19 protein-coding genes are annotated in these 19,571 nt (G+C 67.4%); 11 read left to right on the forward strand and 8 right to left on the reverse strand.

Going from position 1 to position 19,571, the window contains the following annotated elements:
• On the forward strand, positions 1-951 hold the full coding sequence (locus AC5P8Z_RS07690) for a TraB/GumN family protein (protein WP_495228650.1): 951 nt from the start codon (positions 1-3) through the stop codon (positions 949-951).
• Positions 952-1,070: 119 nt separating this feature from the next.
• On the opposite strand, the gene phaR is transcribed toward AC5P8Z_RS07690, so the two are convergent.
• From phaR to gluQRS, 3 genes are all read right to left on the reverse strand, one after another.
• Positions 1,071-1,604: a polyhydroxyalkanoate synthesis repressor PhaR gene (gene phaR, locus AC5P8Z_RS07695; RefSeq protein ID WP_286069157.1), complete on the reverse strand. Its 534-nt coding sequence runs from the start codon at positions 1,602-1,604 to the stop codon at positions 1,071-1,073.
• Positions 1,605-1,789: 185 nt separating this feature from the next.
• Positions 1,790-2,530: an acetoacetyl-CoA reductase gene (phbB, locus tag AC5P8Z_RS07700; RefSeq protein ID WP_295565047.1), complete on the reverse strand. Its 741-nt coding sequence runs from the start codon at positions 2,528-2,530 to the stop codon at positions 1,790-1,792.
• 17 nt (positions 2,531-2,547) lie between these two features.
• Positions 2,548-3,468 (reverse strand): tRNA glutamyl-Q(34) synthetase GluQRS, encoded by a 921-nt coding sequence (gene gluQRS / locus AC5P8Z_RS07705; RefSeq protein WP_286069155.1) that lies wholly within the window; start codon positions 3,466-3,468, stop codon positions 2,548-2,550.
• Between the two features lie 93 nt (positions 3,469-3,561).
• On the opposite strand from gluQRS, the gene htpX reads away from it, so the two are divergent.
• Positions 3,562-4,428, forward strand: coding sequence for a protease HtpX (gene htpX / locus AC5P8Z_RS07710; protein WP_286069154.1), 867 nt, complete (start codon positions 3,562-3,564; stop codon positions 4,426-4,428).
• Positions 4,429-5,074: 646 nt separating this feature from the next.
• Here htpX and AC5P8Z_RS07715 read toward each other — a convergent pair.
• Entirely contained in the window at positions 5,075-5,902 is an 828-nt protein-coding gene (locus AC5P8Z_RS07715) for an inositol monophosphatase family protein (protein ID WP_049440396.1), read from the reverse strand.
• A gap of 120 nt (positions 5,903-6,022) precedes the next feature.
• Here AC5P8Z_RS07715 and AC5P8Z_RS07720 point away from each other — a divergent pair, with 120 nt between their 5' ends.
• Genes AC5P8Z_RS07720 through AC5P8Z_RS07730 form a run of 3 tightly spaced genes read left to right on the forward strand, consistent with a single transcriptional unit; the run spans position 6,023 to position 9,895 of the window.
• Positions 6,023-6,793, forward strand: coding sequence for an RNA methyltransferase (locus AC5P8Z_RS07720; RefSeq protein WP_495228652.1), 771 nt, complete (start codon positions 6,023-6,025; stop codon positions 6,791-6,793).
• A gap of 46 nt (positions 6,794-6,839) precedes the next feature.
• Positions 6,840-7,772, forward strand: coding sequence for a phosphate/phosphite/phosphonate ABC transporter substrate-binding protein (locus tag AC5P8Z_RS07725; RefSeq protein ID WP_295565044.1), 933 nt, complete (start codon positions 6,840-6,842; stop codon positions 7,770-7,772).
• Positions 7,769-9,895: a putative bifunctional diguanylate cyclase/phosphodiesterase gene (locus tag AC5P8Z_RS07730; protein ID WP_495228654.1), complete on the forward strand. Its 2,127-nt coding sequence runs from the start codon at positions 7,769-7,771 to the stop codon at positions 9,893-9,895. The genes AC5P8Z_RS07725 and AC5P8Z_RS07730 overlap by 4 nt, the downstream gene beginning before the upstream one ends.
• Positions 9,896-9,962: 67 nt before the next feature.
• Here the strand turns inward: AC5P8Z_RS07730 and epmB are convergent, their stop codons facing one another.
• Positions 9,963-11,003 (reverse strand): EF-P beta-lysylation protein EpmB, encoded by a 1,041-nt coding sequence (gene epmB / locus AC5P8Z_RS07735; protein WP_495228655.1) that lies wholly within the window; start codon positions 11,001-11,003, stop codon positions 9,963-9,965.
• Between the two features lie 97 nt (positions 11,004-11,100).
• Here epmB and efp point away from each other — a divergent pair, with 97 nt between their 5' ends.
• The 5 genes from efp (at position 11,101) to AC5P8Z_RS07760 (ending at position 15,340) form a co-directional block, all read left to right on the forward strand.
• Positions 11,101-11,667, forward strand: coding sequence for an elongation factor P (efp, locus tag AC5P8Z_RS07740; RefSeq protein ID WP_005410381.1), 567 nt, complete (start codon positions 11,101-11,103; stop codon positions 11,665-11,667).
• Positions 11,668-11,846: 179 nt separating this feature from the next.
• Positions 11,847-13,190, forward strand: a complete 1,344-nt coding sequence (locus AC5P8Z_RS07745; protein ID WP_248853738.1) for a TRZ/ATZ family hydrolase — start codon at positions 11,847-11,849, stop codon at positions 13,188-13,190.
• Positions 13,191-13,215: 25 nt separating this feature from the next.
• Entirely contained in the window at positions 13,216-13,932 is a 717-nt protein-coding gene (gene ubiG, locus AC5P8Z_RS07750) for a bifunctional 2-polyprenyl-6-hydroxyphenol methylase/3-demethylubiquinol 3-O-methyltransferase UbiG (RefSeq protein ID WP_188249615.1), read from the forward strand.
• Positions 13,929-14,624, forward strand: coding sequence for a phosphoglycolate phosphatase (locus AC5P8Z_RS07755; protein ID WP_286069145.1), 696 nt, complete (start codon positions 13,929-13,931; stop codon positions 14,622-14,624). Before ubiG ends, AC5P8Z_RS07755 begins: the two co-directional genes overlap by 4 nt.
• An 11-nt stretch (positions 14,625-14,635) precedes the next feature.
• Positions 14,636-15,340 (forward strand): squalene/phytoene synthase family protein, encoded by a 705-nt coding sequence (locus AC5P8Z_RS07760; protein WP_495228657.1) that lies wholly within the window; start codon positions 14,636-14,638, stop codon positions 15,338-15,340.
• Positions 15,341-15,472: 132 nt separating this feature from the next.
• Here AC5P8Z_RS07760 and AC5P8Z_RS07765 read toward each other — a convergent pair whose 3' ends face one another.
• From AC5P8Z_RS07765 to yidD, 3 genes are read right to left on the reverse strand one after another with little or no spacing between them, the layout of a single operon-like run.
• Positions 15,473-16,321 carry a M23 family metallopeptidase gene (locus AC5P8Z_RS07765; protein ID WP_286069143.1) on the reverse strand — a complete coding sequence of 283 codons (849 nt, stop codon included), beginning with the start codon at positions 16,319-16,321 and terminating at the stop codon, positions 15,473-15,475.
• Positions 16,321-17,667 carry a dihydroorotase gene (locus tag AC5P8Z_RS07770; RefSeq protein WP_286069142.1) on the reverse strand — a complete coding sequence of 449 codons (1,347 nt, stop codon included), beginning with the start codon at positions 17,665-17,667 and terminating at the stop codon, positions 16,321-16,323. The genes AC5P8Z_RS07765 and AC5P8Z_RS07770 overlap by 1 nt, the downstream gene beginning before the upstream one ends.
• A 1-nt stretch (position 17,668) precedes the next feature.
• Complete coding sequence (gene yidD, locus AC5P8Z_RS07775) at positions 17,669-17,923, reverse strand: membrane protein insertion efficiency factor YidD (RefSeq protein ID WP_005417723.1); 255 nt, start codon at positions 17,921-17,923, stop codon at positions 17,669-17,671.
• Between the two features lie 271 nt (positions 17,924-18,194).
• On the opposite strand from yidD, the gene dksA reads away from it, so the two are divergent.
• Entirely contained in the window at positions 18,195-19,424 is a 1,230-nt protein-coding gene (gene dksA, locus AC5P8Z_RS07780; protein WP_495228658.1) for an RNA polymerase-binding protein DksA, read from the forward strand.
• Positions 19,425-19,571 lie beyond the last annotated feature (147 nt).

The following is a 19,571-nucleotide window of genomic DNA, read 5'->3' on the forward strand; positions in this document are numbered from 1 at the left end:
ATGACGATCAGAACCCTGTTGCGTGCCGCCGTTCTGTTGGTGGCCTTTGCGCTGGCACCACTGGTTGCCGCTCGTACCGTGCAATCCGACACCTCTGGCGCAGCAGCAAAGCCGCCAGTGCCGCTGCTGTGGAAGGTGACCGGCCCGGGTGACGCGCGCCTGTACCTGCTGGGGTCATTCCACCTGCTGAAGCCGCAGGACTACCCGCTGTCGCCCGACGTCGAACAGGCCTTCGCGGCCTCGCAGCGGGTCGTGTTCGAACTGTCACCGGAAGACATGCAATCGCCGCAGCTGGCCAGCCGCATGGTGCAGACAGCGGTCCGCACCGATGGCAGCGAGCTCAAGCGTGATCTCGATGCCGCTACCTGGCAGAAGCTGCAGGCGTTTGCATCCGAGAACAAGCTGCCGTTGGCGCAGATGCAGGGCATGAAGCCCTGGTTCGTCGGCCTGAGCATTTCGGTCGGGCAGATGCAGAAGATGGGCCTGGACCCGGCACTGGGCCTGGACCGTCACTTCATGGAGCGCGCACAGAAGACCGGCCGCAAGACTGCGGGGCTGGAAGACATCGACACCCAGATCGGCATGCTCGACGGCATGACCCTGCAGGAGCAGCGGCAGATGCTGTCCGAGGCGCTGGATCAGGCGGGCAAGGGCGATGAGCAGGCGCGCCAGCTGCACGATGCCTGGCGGCGCGGCGATGAGCGTCTGTTGTGGACGAAGATGGCCGCGGAAATGCGCCAGCAGTACCCGCAGCTGTACCAGCGCATCAACACCGGCCGCAACGATGCCTGGGTGCCGAAGCTGCTGCCGTACCTGCAGGCCGGGCAGGGTGGCACGCTGGTGGTGGTCGGTACGCTGCACCTGCTTGGCAACGATGGCGTGGTCGAGAAGCTGAAGGCCAAAGGCTACAAGGTTGAACGCGTGTGCACGGGGTGCAAGGCGAAGCGTTGAAGATGGTGGAGTCGACTGGCAGTCGACTCCACCGGACGCCGGGTGACCACGATTCCGGCATGCAAAACAAAACGGCGCGCCCAGGGGCGCGCCGTTCTCGTATCCGCCGGCGTGGCGGCTCAGCGACGGGTCTTGCCGCCGGTGCCGGTGCCCGTACCGGGTTCGTTGGGCTTGTTGCCGGTACCGGTACCCGTGCCACCCGGGCGCGAGCCGCCGAAACCGGTGCCCATGTTGCGCTGGAATTCCTGCCACAGTTCCAGGTTGCGCTCGGTCAACTGGTTCATCATCGCCCATGGGGTCTGGCCCAGCAGGTTGCCCATCTGCTGGCGGAACTGCTGCTGCTGGTCGAGGAAGACCTGCATGCTGCGCTCCAGGTAGTTGCCCATGAAGCCCTGCAGCGAATCGCCGTAGAAGCGGATCAGCTGGCTCAGCAGCTGGGTGGACAGCATCGGTTCGCCGTCCTGTTCCTGGTCGGCGATGATCTGCAGCAGGACCGAACGGGTGAGGTCGTCGCCGCTCTTGGCGTCGCGGACTTCGAAGTCTTCACCGTCCAGGATCAGCTGGCGCACGTCCTCGATGGTGATGTAGCTGGAGATCTCGGTGTCGTAGAGACGGCGGTTCGGATACTTCTTGATGATGCGGGTCGCAGCCATTGAAGCGGTCACTCGTCACAGTAGATGCGCAGCATGGCGCAGTGCAGCAGCCGTTGCAACCGCCTCAGCCCCCGCCAGGCTTGGCTTTCACGGGGAATCATGTTGCGCAGCAAGGGTTTGCGTGCTGCGCAGCATGACCATCGGCAGGGTCGGCGAGCGTGCGCCGCCAAGGCCGCCAGCGCGGCTTACCAACCCATATGGTGGCCGCCATTGATGTCCAGGTTGCTGCCGGTGATCCACGAGGCTTCCTCCGCCACCAGGAACGACACCCCGTAAGCGATTTCCTCCGGCTTGCCGAGGCGCCCGGTGGGAATGTCGGCGACGATCTTGGCGCGCACGTCTTCCGGCACCGCCATCACCATGTCGGTGGCCACGTAGCCGGGCGAAATGGTGTTGACGGTAATGCCGAAGCCGGCGTTCTCGCGGGCCAGCGAGATGGTGAAGCCGTGCATGCCGGCCTTGGCGGCCGCGTAGTTGGCCTGCCCGTACTGGCCCTTCAGGCCGTTGATCGAGCTGATCTGGATGACCCGGCCCCAACCCCGCCGGCGCATGCCTTCGATGACTGGGCGGGTGACGTTGAACACCGAATTGAGGTTGGTGTTGATCACATCGTGCCACTGGTCCACGCGCATGCGATGGAAGGTGGTGTCGCGGGTGATGCCGGCATTGTTGACCAGGATCTCGACCGGGCCCAGTTCGGCCTCGACTGCACGCACCAGTGCTTCGGCACTGCCCGGATCGGAGACATCGCCCGGGAAGATCGACACGCTGTAACCGCGTTCGGCCATCGCCTGCTGCCAGGCGCGGGCCTTGGCCTCATCGCGGTAATTGGTGGCGACCCGGTGGCCCTGGTCGGCCAGGCGTTGGCAGATGGCGGTACCGATGCCGCCGGTTCCGCCGGTGACCAGTGCGACGCGAGATGTCATGGAGTGCTGTCCGGGTATCAGGTGGGGGAAGGGGGATTCTGCAACATCGGCGCGGAAAGTGCGCCGGCTGGCAGCAGGATGTCGGTACGTGGCAGCCGCGCTGGGTCGAAGGCATTGCGGGCGGCCGCCAGCAACGTATCCAGATCGTGCGCAGGTTCCAGCGCTTCAGGTGCCTGGCCGAGCAGCTGCCAGAGCTGGCGCAGCACGGGCAGCGGGTGCGAACTGTCCACTGGCAGCGCCGCCAGCGACTTGGACAGCTTGTGGCCCGGGGCATCGAGCAGCAGCGGCAGGTGCCAGTAGCGCGGCACTGCCAGCCCCAATGCCTGCTGCAGCAGGATCTGCCGTGCCGTGGAGTCGAGCAGGTCGGCACCGCGCACCACTTCGGTCACGCCCTGCGCGGCGTCATCGACCACGACTGCCAGCTGGTAGGCCCAGCAGCCATCGGCGCGGCGCAGTACGAAGTCGCCGACCTCGGCATGCACATCCTGCTGCTGAGGACCGCGCAGGCCATCGTCGAAAGCCACGACGCTGCCGGGCAGCACGCGGAAGCGGACCGCCGGGTCCGGTCGCGGCTGCCGGGCCACGCAGCGATGGTGGATGCCGCCGCTGGCGGCCAGGTCGCTGCGGCTGCAGTGGCAGACAAAGGCCTGGTCGCTGGCGAGCAGCACGTCCAGCGCGGCCTGGTAGGCGTCGCCGCGCGCGCTCTGCCAGACGATCAGGCCATCGTGGGCCAGGCCGAATGCCGCCAGCGCCTGCAGCTGTGCCTCGGCGGCACCGGGCACGGTGCGCGGTGGGTCGACGTCTTCGACCCGCAGCCGCCAGAGGCCTCCGTGATGGCGTGCAAGCAGCCAGCTGCCGAAGGCGGCGAGCAGGGATCCGGGGTGGAGCAGGCCGGTCGGCGAAGGCGCGAAGCGGCCGCAGGGAATAGGGGAGGTCATGCTGGCTGAATCGTCGGTCAGGTTGGCGCTTGAATTCAAGCTGACCACACCGCAAATTGACCGGTATCGACCCCTTCCGAGCCGGATTTTCCCATGTTTACCCGCATTGCCCTGTTCCTGGCGACCAACTTCGCGGTCCTGATCCTCGCCAGCATCGTGATGTCGTTGCTGGGGGTCAGTTCGAACCAGATGAGTGGCCTGCTGGTCATGGCCGCGATCTTTGGCTTTGGTGGCTCCCTGATCTCGCTGCTGCTGTCCAAGTGGATGGCCAAGCGCTCCACCGGTGCGGTGGTGATCACCGAGCCGCGCAACCAGACCGAACGCTGGCTGCTGGCCACCGTCGAGCGCCAGGCCAAGGCGGCCGGCATCGGCATGCCCGAAGTGGCTGTGTACGAGGGCCCGGAGATCAATGCCTTCGCCACCGGCGCCAACCGCAACAACGCGCTTGTCGCGGTGTCCACCGGCCTGCTGCACAACATGAGCGAGGACGAGGCCGAAGCGGTGCTGGGCCACGAGATCGCCCACGTCGCCAACGGTGACATGATTACCATGGCGCTGCTGCAGGGTGTGCTGAACACCTTCGTGATCGTGCTGGCGCGCGTGGTGGGCGGCATCATCGACAGCGCGCTGTCGGGCAACCGCGAAGGCGGCGGCCGTGGCTTCGCCTACTACATCATCGTGTTCGTGCTGGAGATGGTGTTCGGCCTGTTCGCCACCATGATCTCGATGTGGTTCTCGCGCCACCGCGAGTTCCGCGCCGATGCAGGCGGTGCCTCGCTGGCTGGCCGCCAGAAGATGATCGCCGCGCTGGAGCGCCTGCAGTTGAACCACGGCCAGAGCACACTGCCGACCCAGATCGCCGCGTTCGGTATTGCCGGTTCGACGGCGAAGAAGCTGTTCATGAGCCATCCGCCGCTGGAAGAGCGCATCGCCGCGCTGCGGGCTTCGACGGTGGCGTAAGCCTCCGTGCCTCCACGGTAGTGCAGGAACGCCTGGCCGCGCGCCGGGCGTTTTTGTTTGTGCGCGCACGCATTGGTGGCGCCAGGCGATGCCTAGGATCATTTCCGCGACCGCGGAGGGGTGTCACTTTCTTTGCGCGCAAAGAAAGTAACCAAAGAAACGCTCCGCCGGCCGCGAGCCGTCGCTACGCGCCGGTACCCTGCGCTTCTCGGTGAATCAGGGGAAGGCGCCGAACTCGCTGCGCTCAGACACCGGCGCCTCTTCGCCCCTGATTCCCCTGCGATGCTCGGCTCGCTCAAGGCGGACTGGAAGATCAAGATCAAGATCAACAGCATCCACACGTGGCGTGGATCTACTGGGTGCAGCTGTGGCATTTGACCTTGGGACCCGCCTTGAGCGAGCCGAGCACCGCAGGTCCGGCGAGGGCGAAGAGGTGCGGGTGTCTGAGCGCAGCGAGTTCCCGCACCGTCCCTCGACGGACCGAGGAGCGCAGGGTACCGATGCGCAGCATCGGCTCGCGCCCTGGCGGCGTGTTTCTTTGGTTACTTTCTTTGCACGAGCAAAGAAAGCGACAAGCACGATCACCGCGGATACGAAAACGGCACCTTCGCAGGTGCCGTCCCCATGAACCGCTTTACACGGAATCTCAGAACTTCGCGTCGAACTCCGCCGCGTAGCCGGTGTTCACCAGCACCTTCTGCAGCGACTCGGCCACCTTCAGGTTGCCGGCCACAATCTGATGGGTCTCCGGGCCGCGGTTGTCCATGCGGCCCAGGGTCGCGCCCTTGAAGTCGCAGACCTTGCCGCCCGCTTCGCGGACCAGCAGCAGGCCGGCGGCGATGTCCCACGCCTTCACGCCGGCTTCGAAGTATGCATCGGCACGGCCGCAGGCCACGTAGGCCAGGTCCAGCGCGGCCGAACCGGTGCGACGGATGTCCTCGCCGTGCACCAGCAGGGCGTCGACTGCCTTCAGCTGGGCGCTGGCGCGGCTGCGTTCGCGCGGGGCGAAACCGGTGTGGATCATCGTGCCATCCAGATCCTTGCGGTCGGCCACGCGGATGCGGCGGTCGTTCAGCACGGCGCCGGCGCCACGGCTGGCGGTGAACAGTTCATTGCGCAGCGGGTCGAAGATGACCGCATCGGTCGGCTCGCCGTTCTCGACCAGGGCGATCGACACGCAGTAGTGCGGCACGCCGCGCAGGTAGTTGCTGGTGCCGTCCAGGGGATCGATGACCCACATCTGGCGACGCTCGCCCTGCACGCCACCTTCTTCACCGAAGATGCCGTAGTCCGGGTAGGCGCGCTTGAGTTCCTTGACGATGACCTTTTCCGCGTCCGCATCCACTTCGCTGGCGTAGTCCATCCGGCCCTTCTGCACCACGTTCAGTGCCTCGAGCTTGTTGATGTTGCGCAACAGGACGTTGCCGGCGAGGCGGGCGGCCTTGACCATGACGGTGACGGCGGGTTTCTGCATGGCGTGGGCTCCCGGAAAGGCAGAAGAGATGGACTGGCGGGGGAAAAGAGCGGGTCCGGCGCAGTGGCCGGCCGCACAGTTTACCATTGGTCATCGTCCAGCTCGACCTTTTCCCTGTTCATGTCCCAGTTTCCCGCCGCTACCCGCCTCCGATTCGTCCTGGTCGGTACCCAGCACCCCGGCAACATGGGGGCCGCCGCCCGTGCTCTGAAGACCATGGGCCTGGCCCGCCTGGTGCTGGTCGCCCCCGAAAAACCGCTGGACGAGGAGGCCTTCCGCCGCTCGGCCGGTGCCGAAGACGTGCTGGGGGACGCCCCGGTGGTGGCGACCCTGGCCGAGGCTGTGGCCGATTGCCGCCTGGTGCTGGGCTGCACCGCCCGTGCCCGCCGCGTCCAGCTGGAGGAGTACCTGCCGGCCGATGCCGCGGCCCGTGCAGTGGCCAAGGCCGGTGAGGGGGCCGAGGTGGCGCTGGTGTTCGGGCGCGAGCGCACCGGGCTGACCAACGAGGAACTGCAGCTCTGCCATGCGGCGGTGCATATCCCGTCAGACCCGGCGTTCAGCTCGCTCAACCTGGCGGCCGCCGTGCAGGTCCTGGCCTATGAAACGCGCATGCAGTTGCTGGGTGCGCAGCCGGCGGGCGAGGCCGAGCCGGGCTTCCGCGAGCAGGCGGCCAGTCATGAGCAGATGGAAAGCTTCTTCGCCCAGCTTGGCGACACCCTGGACGAGATCGATTTCCACAAGGGCCGCGCGCCGGAATCGGCGATGCGCAAGCTGCGTCGCCTGTTCCTGCGCAGCGAACCGAGCGAGCAGGAAGTGCGCCTGCTGCGCGGCATCCTCGCCGACACCCAGCGCATGGCGCGGCTGGCCCAGGCGGGCAACAAGGACAGCTGACGACGGTCTCATTTTTTCGGGTAGTCTGTCCGGATACCCAGGGGGAATGACATCTGTGTCGGGTCTGCGAAAGGCAATGCAGGGGGGACTGCTGAGCCTGGCCATGGTCCTGCTCGCCGGAACGGTGCGTGCAGCACCGGACCAAGTGCTGGTGCTGGGCCGGATCAGCGATGATCCCAAGGCCCATTACGAGCAGCTGCAGCCGTTGCTGGACTATGTAGTGGCGCGCATGCACGACGTTGGCATCAAGGAGGGGAGGATCCTGATGGCACGCGATCCGCAGCAGATGGCCAGCTATCTGCGGCGGGGGCGGGTCGACTGGGTCACGGAAACCTCCGGCACGGCGGTGGCGCTGGGCCAGCGCAGCGGCGCACGGCCATTGCTGCTGACCGAGCGCAATGGGGTGCGTGAGTACCAGACGGTATTCTTCGTGCGGCGCGACAGCCCGATCCAGCGGATGCAGGATCTGCGGGGCCACCGCCTGGCGCTGCAGAACACCGCCTCCACAAGTGCCTACCTGGTGCCGGTGATGACCCTGCTGGAACATGGCCTGTCGCCGCAGATCCTGGCCGGGGTCTGGGACGTGCCAGGACGCGACAGCGTGGGATATGTGTTCGCGCGCAGCGAGTTGAACATCGCCACGTACGTGCACAAGGGGATGGTGGATGTGGGGGCGGTGAGCAGCGTGGACTGGAACGACGAGCGGCGGGTGCCGGCCGCGTTCCGCCGTGATTTCCGCGAACTGCTGCGCACCGAGCCGTATCCACGAGCAGTGGAGGTGGTCCGCGCCGACCTCGATGCCCGGGTGCGTGATCGCCTGCAGGATGTCCTGCTGCAGGCGGCCAGCGACCCGCAGGCACAGGGCGCGTTGCATCGTTTTTTTGGCACTTCCGGTTTCCACCGTGTCGATGCGCATGCGCAGCAGCGGTTGGATGAATTGAAACAAGGATTGACGCGCGTGCGGATGGAAGTGGAATGAAGTGGCTCGGCTCGGGGATGCAGGCCCGGTTCCTGCTGGCGATGGGCGGAGCAATGCTCGTTGTGGTCGCGATCCTGGCAGTGCTGCTGGGGCGCCAGGCGGCGATGCAGAGCGAGGTGCGCACCCTCAGCGGTGGCGTCATCCATGAATTGTTCGATCGCAGCGTGCGCAGCCGCGGCGAGGCGATGGCGCGCGAGTTGTCCGATGCGCTGGCCAACCCGCTGTATTACCGCGACCTGGACCAGGTCGGCGTACTGGTGCGCAGTACGGCCCGACAGCCGGTGGTGCGCTATGTACTGGTGTTCGACGAGCGCGGCCGGCTGGTGCACGACGGTTCGGTCGAGGTCTCCGGATTCGGCCAGCCGATGGCCGATCCGCTGGCGCCCAGGGCGGCGGTGGCGCAGGCGTTGCTGGTACAGGAATCGCCGAAGGTGCTGGACAATACGATGCCGATCAGGGTCGGCAACCAGCGCATCGGCGGCGTCCGCGTGGGCATGGCGCTGGACGAGGTGCAACAACGCGAACAGGCGGCCAATGCGACCCTTGGCGAGCGCCTGCAGCTGGTCGGCAGCCGGCACCTGGGATGGTTGCTGCTGATGCTGGGCTTGCTGGTGGTGATCGGCGTGGTGGTGATCCTGTACGTGCAGCGCACGCTGGTCGCGCCGATCCGCGATCTCGCCGTGGCCGCGCGCCGCATCGAGGCGGGGGACTACCAGACCCCGCTGACCGAGAACACCCGTGACGACGAAGTGGGTGAGCTGGTGCGCGGCTTCGCCCGCATGCGCGATGCGATCGCCCGCCACGACCGTGAAGTGCGGCACATGGCCTACACCGATGCATTGACCGGGCTGACCAACCGGCTGGCCTTCCGCGAAGCGCTGGATCATCGGTTGATGGCCGCACGCGCCGCCAACCATCGATTGGGCCTGCTGTTCGCCGACATCGACGATTTCAAGCGGGTCAACGACACGCTCGGCCATGAAGCCGGCGATGAGGCGCTGCTGCAGTTCGCACAGCGCATCGGCCGCGCGGTCAAGGAAGCGGGCGGTGACGAGACCCTGCTGGCGCGCTTCGGCGGCGACGAATTCGTGATCCTGGTCGGCGACGGCGATGTGGCTGCCAACGCACGGCTACTGGCCGAAGTGCTGGTGCGCGAGCTGGGCAAGCCATTGGTGGTGCAGGGCAGGGAGCTGTTCCTGGGTACCTCGATCGGCGTGACCCTGTTCCCCGACGATGCCGCCGATGCGACCACGCTGCTGAAGAACGGCGACATCGCGATGTACCAGGCGAAGATGGCCGGCAAGAACTGCTACCGCTACTACAGCCGGGCGATGGACCATGCGGTCGAGCGCCGCGTGCACATGGAACAGGAGCTGCGCGGGGCCTGGGAGCGCGGCGAGCTGCGGCTGGCCTACCAGCCGATCTTCCGCATGCGCGACCGCCGCATGGTCGGCGTGGAAGTGCTGCTGCGCTGGCAGCATCCGACGCTGGGAACGATCCCGCCGTCGGTCTTCATCGAAGTGGCCGAGCAGAGCGGGCTGATCGAGATCATCGGCCCGAAGGTGCTGCGTGCGGCCTGCATGGAGGCCTCGCAGTGGCCGCGCGGCGCGGCCGGTGATGATCTGTTCGTGTCGGTCAATGTATCGCCGCGACAGCTGCGCGGCGGCGAGCTGCCGGCGCTGGTCGCGCAATGCCTGCATGAATCCGCGCTGCCAGCGTCGCGCCTGCACCTGGAGCTGACCGAGACCGCAGTGATCGGTGACGAAATGGTCGCCGCGCAGCTGCTGGACAAGCTGCACCGCACCGGCGTGAAAGTGTGGCTGGATGATTTCGGCACCGGCTTCTCCGGCCTCAGCCACCTCCGCCAGGTGCCCGTGGACGGGGTCAAGATCGACAAGAGTTTCGTGGCCGACATGCAGCGTGATCCCGACGATCTGGCGCTGACCACGGCGATCATCGCCATGGCCCACGCGCTGGGCATCACGGTGGTGGCCGAGGGCATCGAGCAGCAGGCGCAGTTCGAGCTGCTGGCGCAGCGTGGCTGCGATCTGGGGCAGGGCTACTGGCTGAGCCACCCGGTCACCGCTACTGAAGTGGTACGGATGATCGAGTCGGGGCTCTGACCTGCTGCCGTTGTCGCGGGGTCAGATCCCTTTTCCGCAGGAGAAGGGATCTGACCCCGCCCCCGGATTACAGCGGCCGCTTGCTCGGGTCGCCCGGCAGTTCGCGCACCAGCTTGGGAACCAGGTAACCGGACAGGCGCGCGGTCAACCCGGCAACCAGGGCCTTGGCCTGGGCATCATCCACTTCGAAGTGGGCCACGCCTTCGACCCGGTCCAGCTGGTGCAGGTAGTAGGGCAGCACGCCGGCGGCGAAGCTGCGCTCGCTCAGGTCCTGCAGCGCCTGCACGCTGTCGTTGACCCCGCGCAGCAGCACCGCCTGGTTCAGCAGCTGGACGCCGGTGCCGCGCAGGCGCGCCATCGCCGCGTCCACGCTGGCATCGAATTCATTGGCATGGTTGGCGTGGACCACGATCGCCAGCGGCCACGGCAGGCTGCCCAGCCAGGCCAGTAGTTCCTCGTCCACGCGCTCCGGCAGCACGATCGGCAGACGGGTATGGATGCGCAGGCGGCGGATATGCGGGATCGCGCGCAGGGCGTCGGTCAGCTCGGCCAGCTTGTGCGTGGCCAGCGACAGCGGGTCACCGCCGGACAGGATCACCTCGTCGATGTCCGGGTCGGCGGCGATGGCGGCTACGGCCTCCTGCCAGCCGCCCTTGGCGGCGTTTTCCGCGCCATAGTCGAAGTGGCGGCGGAAGCAGTAGCGGCAGTTGATCGCGCAGCTGCCGGTGGCGACCAGCAGGGCGCGGCCGCGGTACTTCTGGATGACGCCGGTGGCCTTCTTGGCCGCGCCATCGCCCACCGCATCGAAGCTGAACCCGGGCGCAGGCCGCATTTCCTCGTCGATCGGCAGTACCTGCCGCAGCAGCGGATCGGCCGGATCACCCTTGCGCATGCGTGCCACGAAGCCCTCCGGCACGCGCAGCGCGAACTGGGCCACGGCCGCCTCCGAGACGCCCAGCGCGGCCGGGTCCAGCTGCAGCCGGACCAGCAGGGCCTGCGGGTCGCGCAGCGCCTGGCGCCAGAGCTGCTGCCAGCGCGCGGGCGCGCCTGGCGACTGGGGCCGGGGGAAGGCGGAAAGCTGCATGGAGAGGGGGCCTGCGGTTATCATGGGGGCAGAAAAACAGTCGCCCACCGGCATCCGGTGGGCTTTCCATTCTAACGGCTCGCCGCACCCGCGGCGTTTTTGCCACTCAGGGAGTTTACGCATGGCCAGCTACGGCATGAACGACGTCAAGAACGGGATGAAGATCCTGGTCAACAACCAACCGGCCGTCATCATCGACACCGAATACGTCAAGCCGGGCAAGGGCCAGGCCTTCACCCGCGTGAAGTACCGCCTGATCAAGGACGGCCGCACCCAGGAAGTGACCATGAAGTCGACCGACTCGCTGGATGCAGCCGACGTCGTCGATACCGACATGAACTTCATGTACAGCGATGGCGAGTACTGGCACTTCATGGACCCGGAATCCTTCGAGCAGGTCCAGGCCACCAAGGCCGGCATGGGCGGCGCCGAGAAGTGGCTGAAGGGCGAAGAGTCCTGCGTGGTCACCCTGTGGAACGGTGAGCCGATCTTCGTGCAGCCGCCGAACTTCGTCGAACTGAAGATCACTGAAACCGATCCGGGCGTCCGTGGCGACACCTCGGGCGGCGGCGGCAAGCCGGCCACCCTGGAAACCGGCGCCGTGGTCCGCGTGCCGCTGTTCGTCAACCAGGACGAAGTGATCCGCGTCGATACCCGTTCGGGCGAATACTCCGCACGCGTCAAGTAAGGTTCCGGCCGCAGGCCGACCATACTGTAGAGCCGAGCCATGCTCGGCTTTCCGGGCATAACCCGGAACCCGTTGCCGGCGTCCATGACGCCGCAACGGACAGCCGCCGGGCACGGCCCGGCGCTACCGCCTCCCGTCAGGCGCCTCCCATCAGGCCGCCCCCCAGCCAGTGAGCCCGCATGAGCGATAGCCCGCACCTCCCCGAAGCCTGCGACCTGCTCATCGAAGCCGGTTACGTCGTTCCGATCGAGCCGCATGCGGTGGTGCTGGAAGACCATGCCGTGGCCGTGCGTGGCAGCGAGATCATCGCGATCCTGCCGCGTGCCGAGGCGCGTGCGCGCTTCCGTGCCGCACAGGTGGTCAGCCGCCCCGAGGCCGCGCTGATGCCGGGCCTGGTCAACGCGCACACGCACAACCCGATGACCCTGCTGCGCGGCGTCGCCGACGACCTGCCGCTGATGACCTGGCTGCAGCAGCACATCTGGCCGGTGGAAGCAGCGGTAATCGGCCCCGAATTCGTTGCCGACGGCACCACTCTGGCCATCGCCGAGATGCTGCGCGGCGGCACCACCTGCGCCAACGAGAACTACTTCTTCGGCGACGTGCAGGCCGCGGTCTACAAGAAGCACGGTTTCCGCGCGCTGGTTGGCGCGGTCATCATCGATTTCCCCACCGCCTGGGCCAAGACCGACGACGAGTATTTCGCCAAGGCCGGTGAACTGCACGACCAGTGGCGCACCGATCCGCTGATCGGCACCGCGTTCGCGCCGCACGCACCGTACACGGTCAACGATGCCAATTTCGAGCGGGTGCGGATGCTGTCCGACCAGCTCGACATGCAGGTGCACCTGCACACCCACGAGACCGCGCAGGAAATCAACGATTCGATCAAGCTGCACGGCCAGCGCCCGCTGGCGCGGCTGGATCGCCTCGGCCTGGTCAACGACCGCCTGATCGCGGTGCACATGACCCAGCTGACCGACGCGGAAATCCACCTGTGCGCCGAACGTGGCGTCAGCGTGGTGCACTGCCCGGAATCGAACCTGAAGCTGGCCTCCGGTTTCTGCCCGGCCTGCGCCCTGCAGCGCGCAGGCGTGAACCTGGCGATCGGCACCGACGGCTGCGCCAGCAACAACGACCTGGACATGTTCAGCGAGAACCGCACGGCGGCCATCCTGGCCAAGGCCGTGGCCGACGACGCCACCGCGCTGGATGCAGCCACCACGCTGCGTGCCTCCACGCTGGGCGGCGCCCGCGCGCTGGGCTTCGGTGACCGCATCGGTTCGATCGAGGTCGGCAAGCAGGCCGACCTGGTCTGCGTCGACCTGTCGGCGCTGGAAACCCAGCCGCTGCACAACGTGCTGTCGCAGCTGGTGTATGCCACCGGCCGCCAGCAGGTCAGCGATGTCTGGATTGCCGGCAAGCCGAAGCTGGTGCAGCGCGAGCTGGTCGGCATGGACCTGCCGGGCATCATCGCCAACGCGCGCCAGTGGCGCGAGCGTATCCGTCATATCCGCGCCTGAACCCTGGCGCTGCAAGGACTACCCCATGACTGCCCCCCACGCATCCTCCAATTTCGATCAGGCCGAGCTGGACAAGTTCGCTGCGCTGGCCAACCGCTGGTGGGACGCTGACGGCCCGCAGAAGCCGCTGCATGCGCTGAACCCGGTGCGGCTGAAGTACGTGGCCGACCGCGTGCCACTGCGCGGTGCCCGTGTGCTCGACATCGGCTGCGGTGGCGGCCTGCTGAGCGAGGCGCTGGCGCAGGCCGGCGCCGACGTCACCGCCATCGACCTGGCCCCGGAACTGGTCAAGGTCGCACGCCTGCACGCGCTGGAAAGCGGCGCCAAGGTCGATTATCGCGTCCAGGCCGCCGAGGACTTGGCCGCCGAGCAGCCGGGCAGTTTCGATGTGGTCACCTGCATGGAAATGCTCGAGCACGTGCCGGACCCGGGCGCGATCATCGAGGCCTGCAAGCGTCTGCTGAAGCCGGGTGGCCACCTGTTCCTGTCGACCATCAACCGCACCGCCGCCGCCTTCGCGGTAGCGATTGTCGGTGCCGAGTACGTGGCGCGATTGCTGCCCAAGGGCACCCATCACTACCAGGAATTCATCAAGCCGGCCGAGCTGGCGCGCTGGCTGCGCGAGGCCGACCTGCAGCTGGTGGATGTCAGCGGCATGGCCTACGAGCCGTGGCGCAACCACGCCCGCCTAAGCAGCCGCACCGACATCAACTACCTGGCCTACGCGGTCAAGCCGGCATGACCTCCGCCGGTTTCCCGCGTGCGGTGCTGTTCGACCTGGACGGCACGTTGCTGGACAGTGCGCCGGACTTCGTCGCCACCTGTGATGCGATGCTGGCCGAGCGTGGTCGTGCGCCGATCGATCCGGCGCTGCTGCGCCCGGTGGTGTCCAAGGGCTCGCGTGCGATGGTCTCGGCAGCCTTCCCCGAACTGGACACGGCGGCGCGTGATGCGCTGATTCCGGAGTTCCTGCAGCGCTACGAGGCGTTGATCGGGCAGCACGCGGTACTGTTCGATGGCGTTGCAGACATGCTTGCTGCACTGGATGCCGCCGGTACGGTGTGGGGAATCGTCACCAACAAGCCGGAGTACCTGGCGCGGCTGATCGTGCCGCAGTACGGCTGGCAGCAGCGCTGTGCGGTGCTGGTGGGCGGCGACAGCCTGGCCGAGCGCAAGCCGCATCCGCTGCCGCTGCTGCACGCTGCGCAGGCCATCGGCATTGCTGCCGAGGACTGCGTGTACGTGGGCGACGACGAGCGCGACATCATCGCCGCACGCGCTGCCGTCATGCCGTCGGTGGCGGCGCTGTGGGGTTACCGCCTGCACAGCGACGACCCCCTGGCCTGGCAGGCCGACGTGCTGGTCGAGAACGCCGGGCTTCTGCAACTGGCCAGCCTCTGGCCGACCCGGCCGGCAACCCCGGCCCAGCCGTAAGGAATGACGTAGTGAGCAGTACCGCGCTGGACAGTTTCCTCGACAAGTGGCGCAGCCGCTGGCCGGAATGGTCGGTGGCCGCCCCGTTCGTGGCCGAATCGCAACGCGAGCTTGCCGTGGCGTGGTTCGCGCTGCTGCAGGAATTCGACGACATGCTCAACACCAGTGGCGACCCGCTGCCGGCCGATGCCAAGCTGGCCTGGTGGGGCGAGGAGCTGCGCAGCTGGGCTTCGCACCGGTCGCGCCACCCGTTGGGTCGTTTGCTGGAGCCGGTGCGTGCGCCGTGGGCGCAGCTGGCCGAAGCCCTGCCGGATCTGGTCGAAGCGCGCACGGTCGCGCTGGATGCGGCCAGCGCCGAGCGCGCGCTGGCCAACTACGCCGACGCGGTCGCCGCGGTGGAAGCGGCGCTGTTCAACGACACGCCGCGCACCGGCGCCGGCCGTGCCGTGCAGCTGCAGACCCTGGCGCAGCGCCTGCAGGACGCCGGCGTGGCCGGTGTGCCGCGCAGCCTGCTGGATGAGGATTCCAGCACCGCCGCGCAGCGCTGGGCGCAGTACCTGCTGAAGGGATGGGGCAGCCGCGTACCCGGGCCGCGCCCGCGCCGCGTGTGGTCCAGCCTGGCGCGCGCCCGCGTGGCGGCGCAGGCCGCAGGCAAGCCGATCGAAGCCACCCCGGTGCGCACCCTGCTGCGCGTGTGGTGGGCTGCGCGCGGTTGATCCGGCGCTACCTCGCGCGGTTATTGAATGCTGTCTGTAGAGCCGAGCCCATGCTCGGCTCATCTCTGCGCGACAGCCGAGCGTGGGCTCGGCTCTACAACAGCGGCTCACCACCGCGCCGGGCGATGGGCGTTACTTCCGCTCCAGCACCAGCAGCGGGTCGATACGGGTGTCGAACCAGTTCATGCCCCAGTGCAGGTGCGGGCCAGTGGCACGACCGGTGGCGCCGACCGCGGCGATCACCTGGCCCTGTTCCACACGGTCGCCCACCTTCACGTCGATGCGCGACAGGTGCAGGAAGTTGGAACTGACGCCGAAGCCGTGGTCGAGCAGCAGCGTGCCGCCGGTCAGGTACAGGTCCGGGCCGGCGAAGGTGACGACGCCGGCCGCTGGTGCCTTCACCGGGGTGCCGGTCGGCACCGCGATGTCCATGCCGGAATGGCCGGCACCGGGCTGGCCGTTGTACACGCGCGCATTGCCGAAGCGGCCGCTGATGCGACCCTGCACCGGCCAGATGAAGGTCTGGGTGAAGTCGGTGCGGTCGTCATCGCGCGCGCGCGCGGCGGTCACCTGCGCCTGTTCGCGCTTGATCCGCTCGGCGATCGCCGGCGGCGGATTGACCGTCTTCGGCGGCACGCCGTTGACCCGCTCGGTCGGCCAGTCACGCGGCGTCACCGCGATGGTCACGGTTTCGCTGCCACCGTCGGCGCGCTGCACCTGCACGCGCAACGGACCCTTCTCGTCGCGGCCGATGCCGAACACCACGCTGCCGTAGTTGCTCACCCGCAACTGGCGGCCGGCGTACTGCACGCGGCTGCCAGCGGGCACCTTGCCGATCACCAGTGCGCCCTGCGACGCGCTGGCCGGAAACACCACGCGGCTGTCGATCAGGCTGCCGATGGCATCCTGCGCGCTTGCCGAAGGTGTGCAGAGCAGGGGCGCCGCCAGCAGCAGCGCTCCGGTCAGGAGAGCCGCGCGCATCAGCGGTCGTAGGTCATGCGCTGGCCGGCCGGCTCGCCGACCAGTTTGCTGCCGTCCCACACCAGCTGGCCGTTGACCCAGGTGGAGGCGATGCGCGAACGGAAGGTCGTGCCTTCAAACGGTGACCAGCCACACTTGGACAGCACGTCTTCGCGCTTGACCGTGAACGGCACGTCTTCGACCAGCACCAGGTCGGCGAAGTAGCCTTCGCGCAGGAAGCCGCGCTCTTCCACGTCGAACAGCTGTGCCGGTGCGTGCGCGAACTTCTGCACCACCTGCTCGCGGGTCAGCTTGCCTTCGTGCACGCGCTCCAGCGCGGCCACCAGTGCGTACTGCACCAGCGGCAGGCCCGACGGCGCCTGAGCGTAGGGCTTCTGCTTCTCTTCCCAGGTATGCGGCGCGTGGTCGGTGGCCAGCACGTCCAGCACGTCGTCGGCCAGCGCGGCGGTGATCGCCTCGCGGTCGGATACTTCCTTGATCGCCGGGTTGCACTTGATCAGGTTGCCCTTGGTCGCGTAATCCGGGCGCGCGAAGTGCAGGAAGTGAACGCAGGTCTCGGCGGTGATCTGCTTGCGGCTGCCGTCAGCGCGGATCAGGGGGCCCTTCTCGAACAGCGCCAGCTCATCGGCAGTGGAGATGTGCAGCACGTGCAGGCGGGTGCCGTGCTTGCGTGCCAGCGACATGGCCAGGCGAGTGGATTTGATGCAGGCTTCGCGCGAACGGATGTCCGGGTGCATGTCCGGCGTCAGGGCATCACCGTACTTTTCCTGGAAGGCCTTCAGGTTGGCATCGATCATCGGCGTGTCTTCGCAGTGCGTGATGATCGGGGTCGGGCATTCGCGGAAGATCGCGTCCAGCGTTTCCGGGTTGTCCACCAGCATGTTGCCGGTGGACGCACCCATGAACACCTTCACGCCCGGGGCCTTCTTCGGGTCCAGCGCACGGATCGCGTCCAGGTTGTCATTGCTGGCGCCGTGGTAGAAGCCGTAGTTGGCCCAGGCGCGGCCGCGCGCCAGTTCGTACTTGGCCTCAAGGATGGTCGAATCCAGCGTCGGCGGATTGGTGTTGGGCATGTCCATGAAGCTGGTCAGGCCACCGGCCACGGCCGCCGCCGATTCGCTGGCGATGTCGCCCTTGTGGGTCAGGCCCGGTTCGCGGAAATGTACCTGGTCGTCGATCATGCCGGGCAGCAGCCAGCGCCCGGCCGCGTCCACCACCTGCTCGCCGTCGCGCGGCGTCAGCCCGCTGCCGATCTGCGCGATGCGGCCGTTCTCGATGCGCAGGTCGCCGTCGAAGGTGCGGCCTTCGTTGACCATCCGGGCGTTGGTGATGAGGGTGGAGGACATGTCAGTGTTTTCCTGTGCAACGGCAAGAGGGGGCGTGGGTGGATTCGGGTACCGGGTCGAAGCCGCCGGGATGGAACGGATGGCAGCGGCCCAGCCGGCGCGCAGCCAGCCAGCTGCCACGCAGCGGACCGTGTCGGGAGATGGCATCCATCGCGTATTCAGAACAGCTCGGCACGAAACGGCAACGCGGCCCCAGCAGGGGGCTGATGAAGCGCTTGTAGAAGCGCAGCAGGGCAATGAGCAGGCGCGAGATCACCCAGTCATCTTATGCCAGTTGGCATGAAGGCCGCATTTGTGCAGGATGGGCCGTTGGTCGCATGTCGCCGATGGCCTGCGACCGGTACCAGCACTCTCGGGTGCTGGCCAGGTTCCGTGCCGCGCAAGGCGGTCCGTGTTCGTCGGACTGCCCCTTGGGCACCTTGACTCCAGGACTGAATGGAGCGGGATGCCGAGGTTGCTGCTGCGGGTCGGGTAGGCTATAAAGGCCCGCTTTCCCGGGCCCCGGGGAATCCAAGGAAGAGCGTTTCGTGGCTGCTAAAAAAACTGCAAAGAAGGCCGCAACGGCCGCCAAGAAAACCGCCAAGCCTGTTGTGAAGAAGTTGGCGGCAAAGCCCGTTGCCAGGAAACCGGCGAGCAAGCCGGCGACCAAGGCAGCGTCCTCGCAACCGGCGGCCAGGAAGGCCACCGCAAAGAAGGCGCCGGTCAAGGCAACCAAGCCGGTGGCGAAGAAGGCCGCTGCGCCCGCCAAGGCCAAGCCTGCCGCTGCCAGCAAGAAGGCGCCGGTGGTGAAGAAGGCCGCCAGCAAGGCCGCGCCGGTCAAGAAGGCTGCCGCCAAGCCGGTGGCGAAGAAGGCAGCGGCCAAGCCGGCGCCGAAGGCGGCGTTGACGAAGGCGGCGGCCAAGCCGGTCGCCAAGCCCATAGCAAAGAAGGTCGCTACGGCTAAACCGGTCGCCACGCCTGCCGCTGTAAAGAAGGTTGCCAAGAATGTTGCCGCGCCGGCCGCGAAGTCGGCCCCGGCCCCAGTAGTGAAGTCCGCACCGAAGCCTGCTGCCAAGCCGGCTCCGGCCAAGCCTGTCCCGGCCAAGACCGTGGCAGTGGCGGCAGCCCAACCGGCCCCAAAGCCGGCCCCGGCCGCCGCTCCTGCCGCTTCGAAGGCCCCGCAATCCAAGAATCCCGTGCCCGTTTCGAAATCGCCTGCCAAAACCGCCGTGAAATCCGATTCCGCCCCGAAGACCGTGTCGCGCCCTGTCGGCAAGGTTGCCGTGGCCGTCGCCGCCCGCTCGGCGGCACCGGCCCCGCGCAGCAAGTACAAGGTGGTCGAGTACAAGACCGACGAGGCCACCGGCCGCCCGATCCTGCCGGCTGGCTACAAGCCGTCCTCGGAAGAGGAATACATGAGCTCGCTGCAGCAGGAGTACTTCCGCCAGCGCCTGCAGAACTGGCGTGCGGACCTGGTGGAGGAGTCCAAGCAGACCATCGAGAACCTGCGCGAGGAAGTGCGTGACATCGGCGATGAAGCCGAGCGTGCGACCCGCGAGACCGAGAACTCGCTGGAACTGCGTACCCGCGACCGCTACCGCAAGCTGATCGGCAAGATCGACAGCACCCTGAAGCGCCTGGAAGCGGGCGACTACGGCTACTGCGTCGACACCGGTGAAGAAATCGGCCTGGAGCGCCTCGAAGCGCGCCTGACCGCCGAGCGCACCATCGACGCCCAGGAGCGTTGGGAGCACTTGCAGAAGCAGCAGGGCGACTGATTCCTGCTCGTTGTATGGTCATGCGAAAAACCCGGCCTCGGCCGGGTTTTTTGTTGGGTTCGGGTTGGCTGCGAAGGGCAGCGCCTTCCGGGTATCGGACCCACCGCAGGCTCTCGACGCTTTCGTGCGCGCGCGGCCGCTGTAGAG

This window comes from Stenotrophomonas sp. YJH_SMC_17, assembly GCF_059371655.1.

Coding starts and splice junctions, on each gene's coding strand:
- AC5P8Z_RS07730 (WP_495228654.1), top strand. CDS start 7,769: ATGAAGTGGCTCGGCTCGGGGATGCAGGCCCGGTTCCTGCTGGCGATG.
- htpX (WP_286069154.1), top strand. CDS start 3,562: ATGTTTACCCGCATTGCCCTGTTCCTGGCGACCAACTTCGCGGTCCTG.
- AC5P8Z_RS07765 (WP_286069143.1), bottom strand. CDS start 16,321: ATGCGCGCGGCTCTCCTGACCGGAGCGCTGCTGCTGGCGGCGCCCCTG.
- ubiG (WP_188249615.1), top strand. CDS start 13,216: ATGACTGCCCCCCACGCATCCTCCAATTTCGATCAGGCCGAGCTGGAC.
- AC5P8Z_RS07755 (WP_286069145.1), top strand. CDS start 13,929: ATGACCTCCGCCGGTTTCCCGCGTGCGGTGCTGTTCGACCTGGACGGC.
- AC5P8Z_RS07770 (WP_286069142.1), bottom strand. CDS start 17,667: ATGTCCTCCACCCTCATCACCAACGCCCGGATGGTCAACGAAGGCCGC.
- gluQRS (WP_286069155.1), bottom strand. CDS start 3,468: ATGACCTCCCCTATTCCCTGCGGCCGCTTCGCGCCTTCGCCGACCGGC.
- AC5P8Z_RS07690 (WP_495228650.1), top strand. CDS start 1: ATGACGATCAGAACCCTGTTGCGTGCCGCCGTTCTGTTGGTGGCCTTT.
- phaR (WP_286069157.1), bottom strand. CDS start 1,604: ATGGCTGCGACCCGCATCATCAAGAAGTATCCGAACCGCCGTCTCTAC.
- AC5P8Z_RS07720 (WP_495228652.1), top strand. CDS start 6,023: ATGTCCCAGTTTCCCGCCGCTACCCGCCTCCGATTCGTCCTGGTCGGT.
- epmB (WP_495228655.1), bottom strand. CDS start 11,003: ATGATAACCGCAGGCCCCCTCTCCATGCAGCTTTCCGCCTTCCCCCGG.
- AC5P8Z_RS07745 (WP_248853738.1), top strand. CDS start 11,847: ATGAGCGATAGCCCGCACCTCCCCGAAGCCTGCGACCTGCTCATCGAA.
- phbB (WP_295565047.1), bottom strand. CDS start 2,530: ATGACATCTCGCGTCGCACTGGTCACCGGCGGAACCGGCGGCATCGGT.
- efp (WP_005410381.1), top strand. CDS start 11,101: ATGGCCAGCTACGGCATGAACGACGTCAAGAACGGGATGAAGATCCTG.
- AC5P8Z_RS07715 (WP_049440396.1), bottom strand. CDS start 5,902: ATGCAGAAACCCGCCGTCACCGTCATGGTCAAGGCCGCCCGCCTCGCC.
- AC5P8Z_RS07725 (WP_295565044.1), top strand. CDS start 6,840: ATGACATCTGTGTCGGGTCTGCGAAAGGCAATGCAGGGGGGACTGCTG.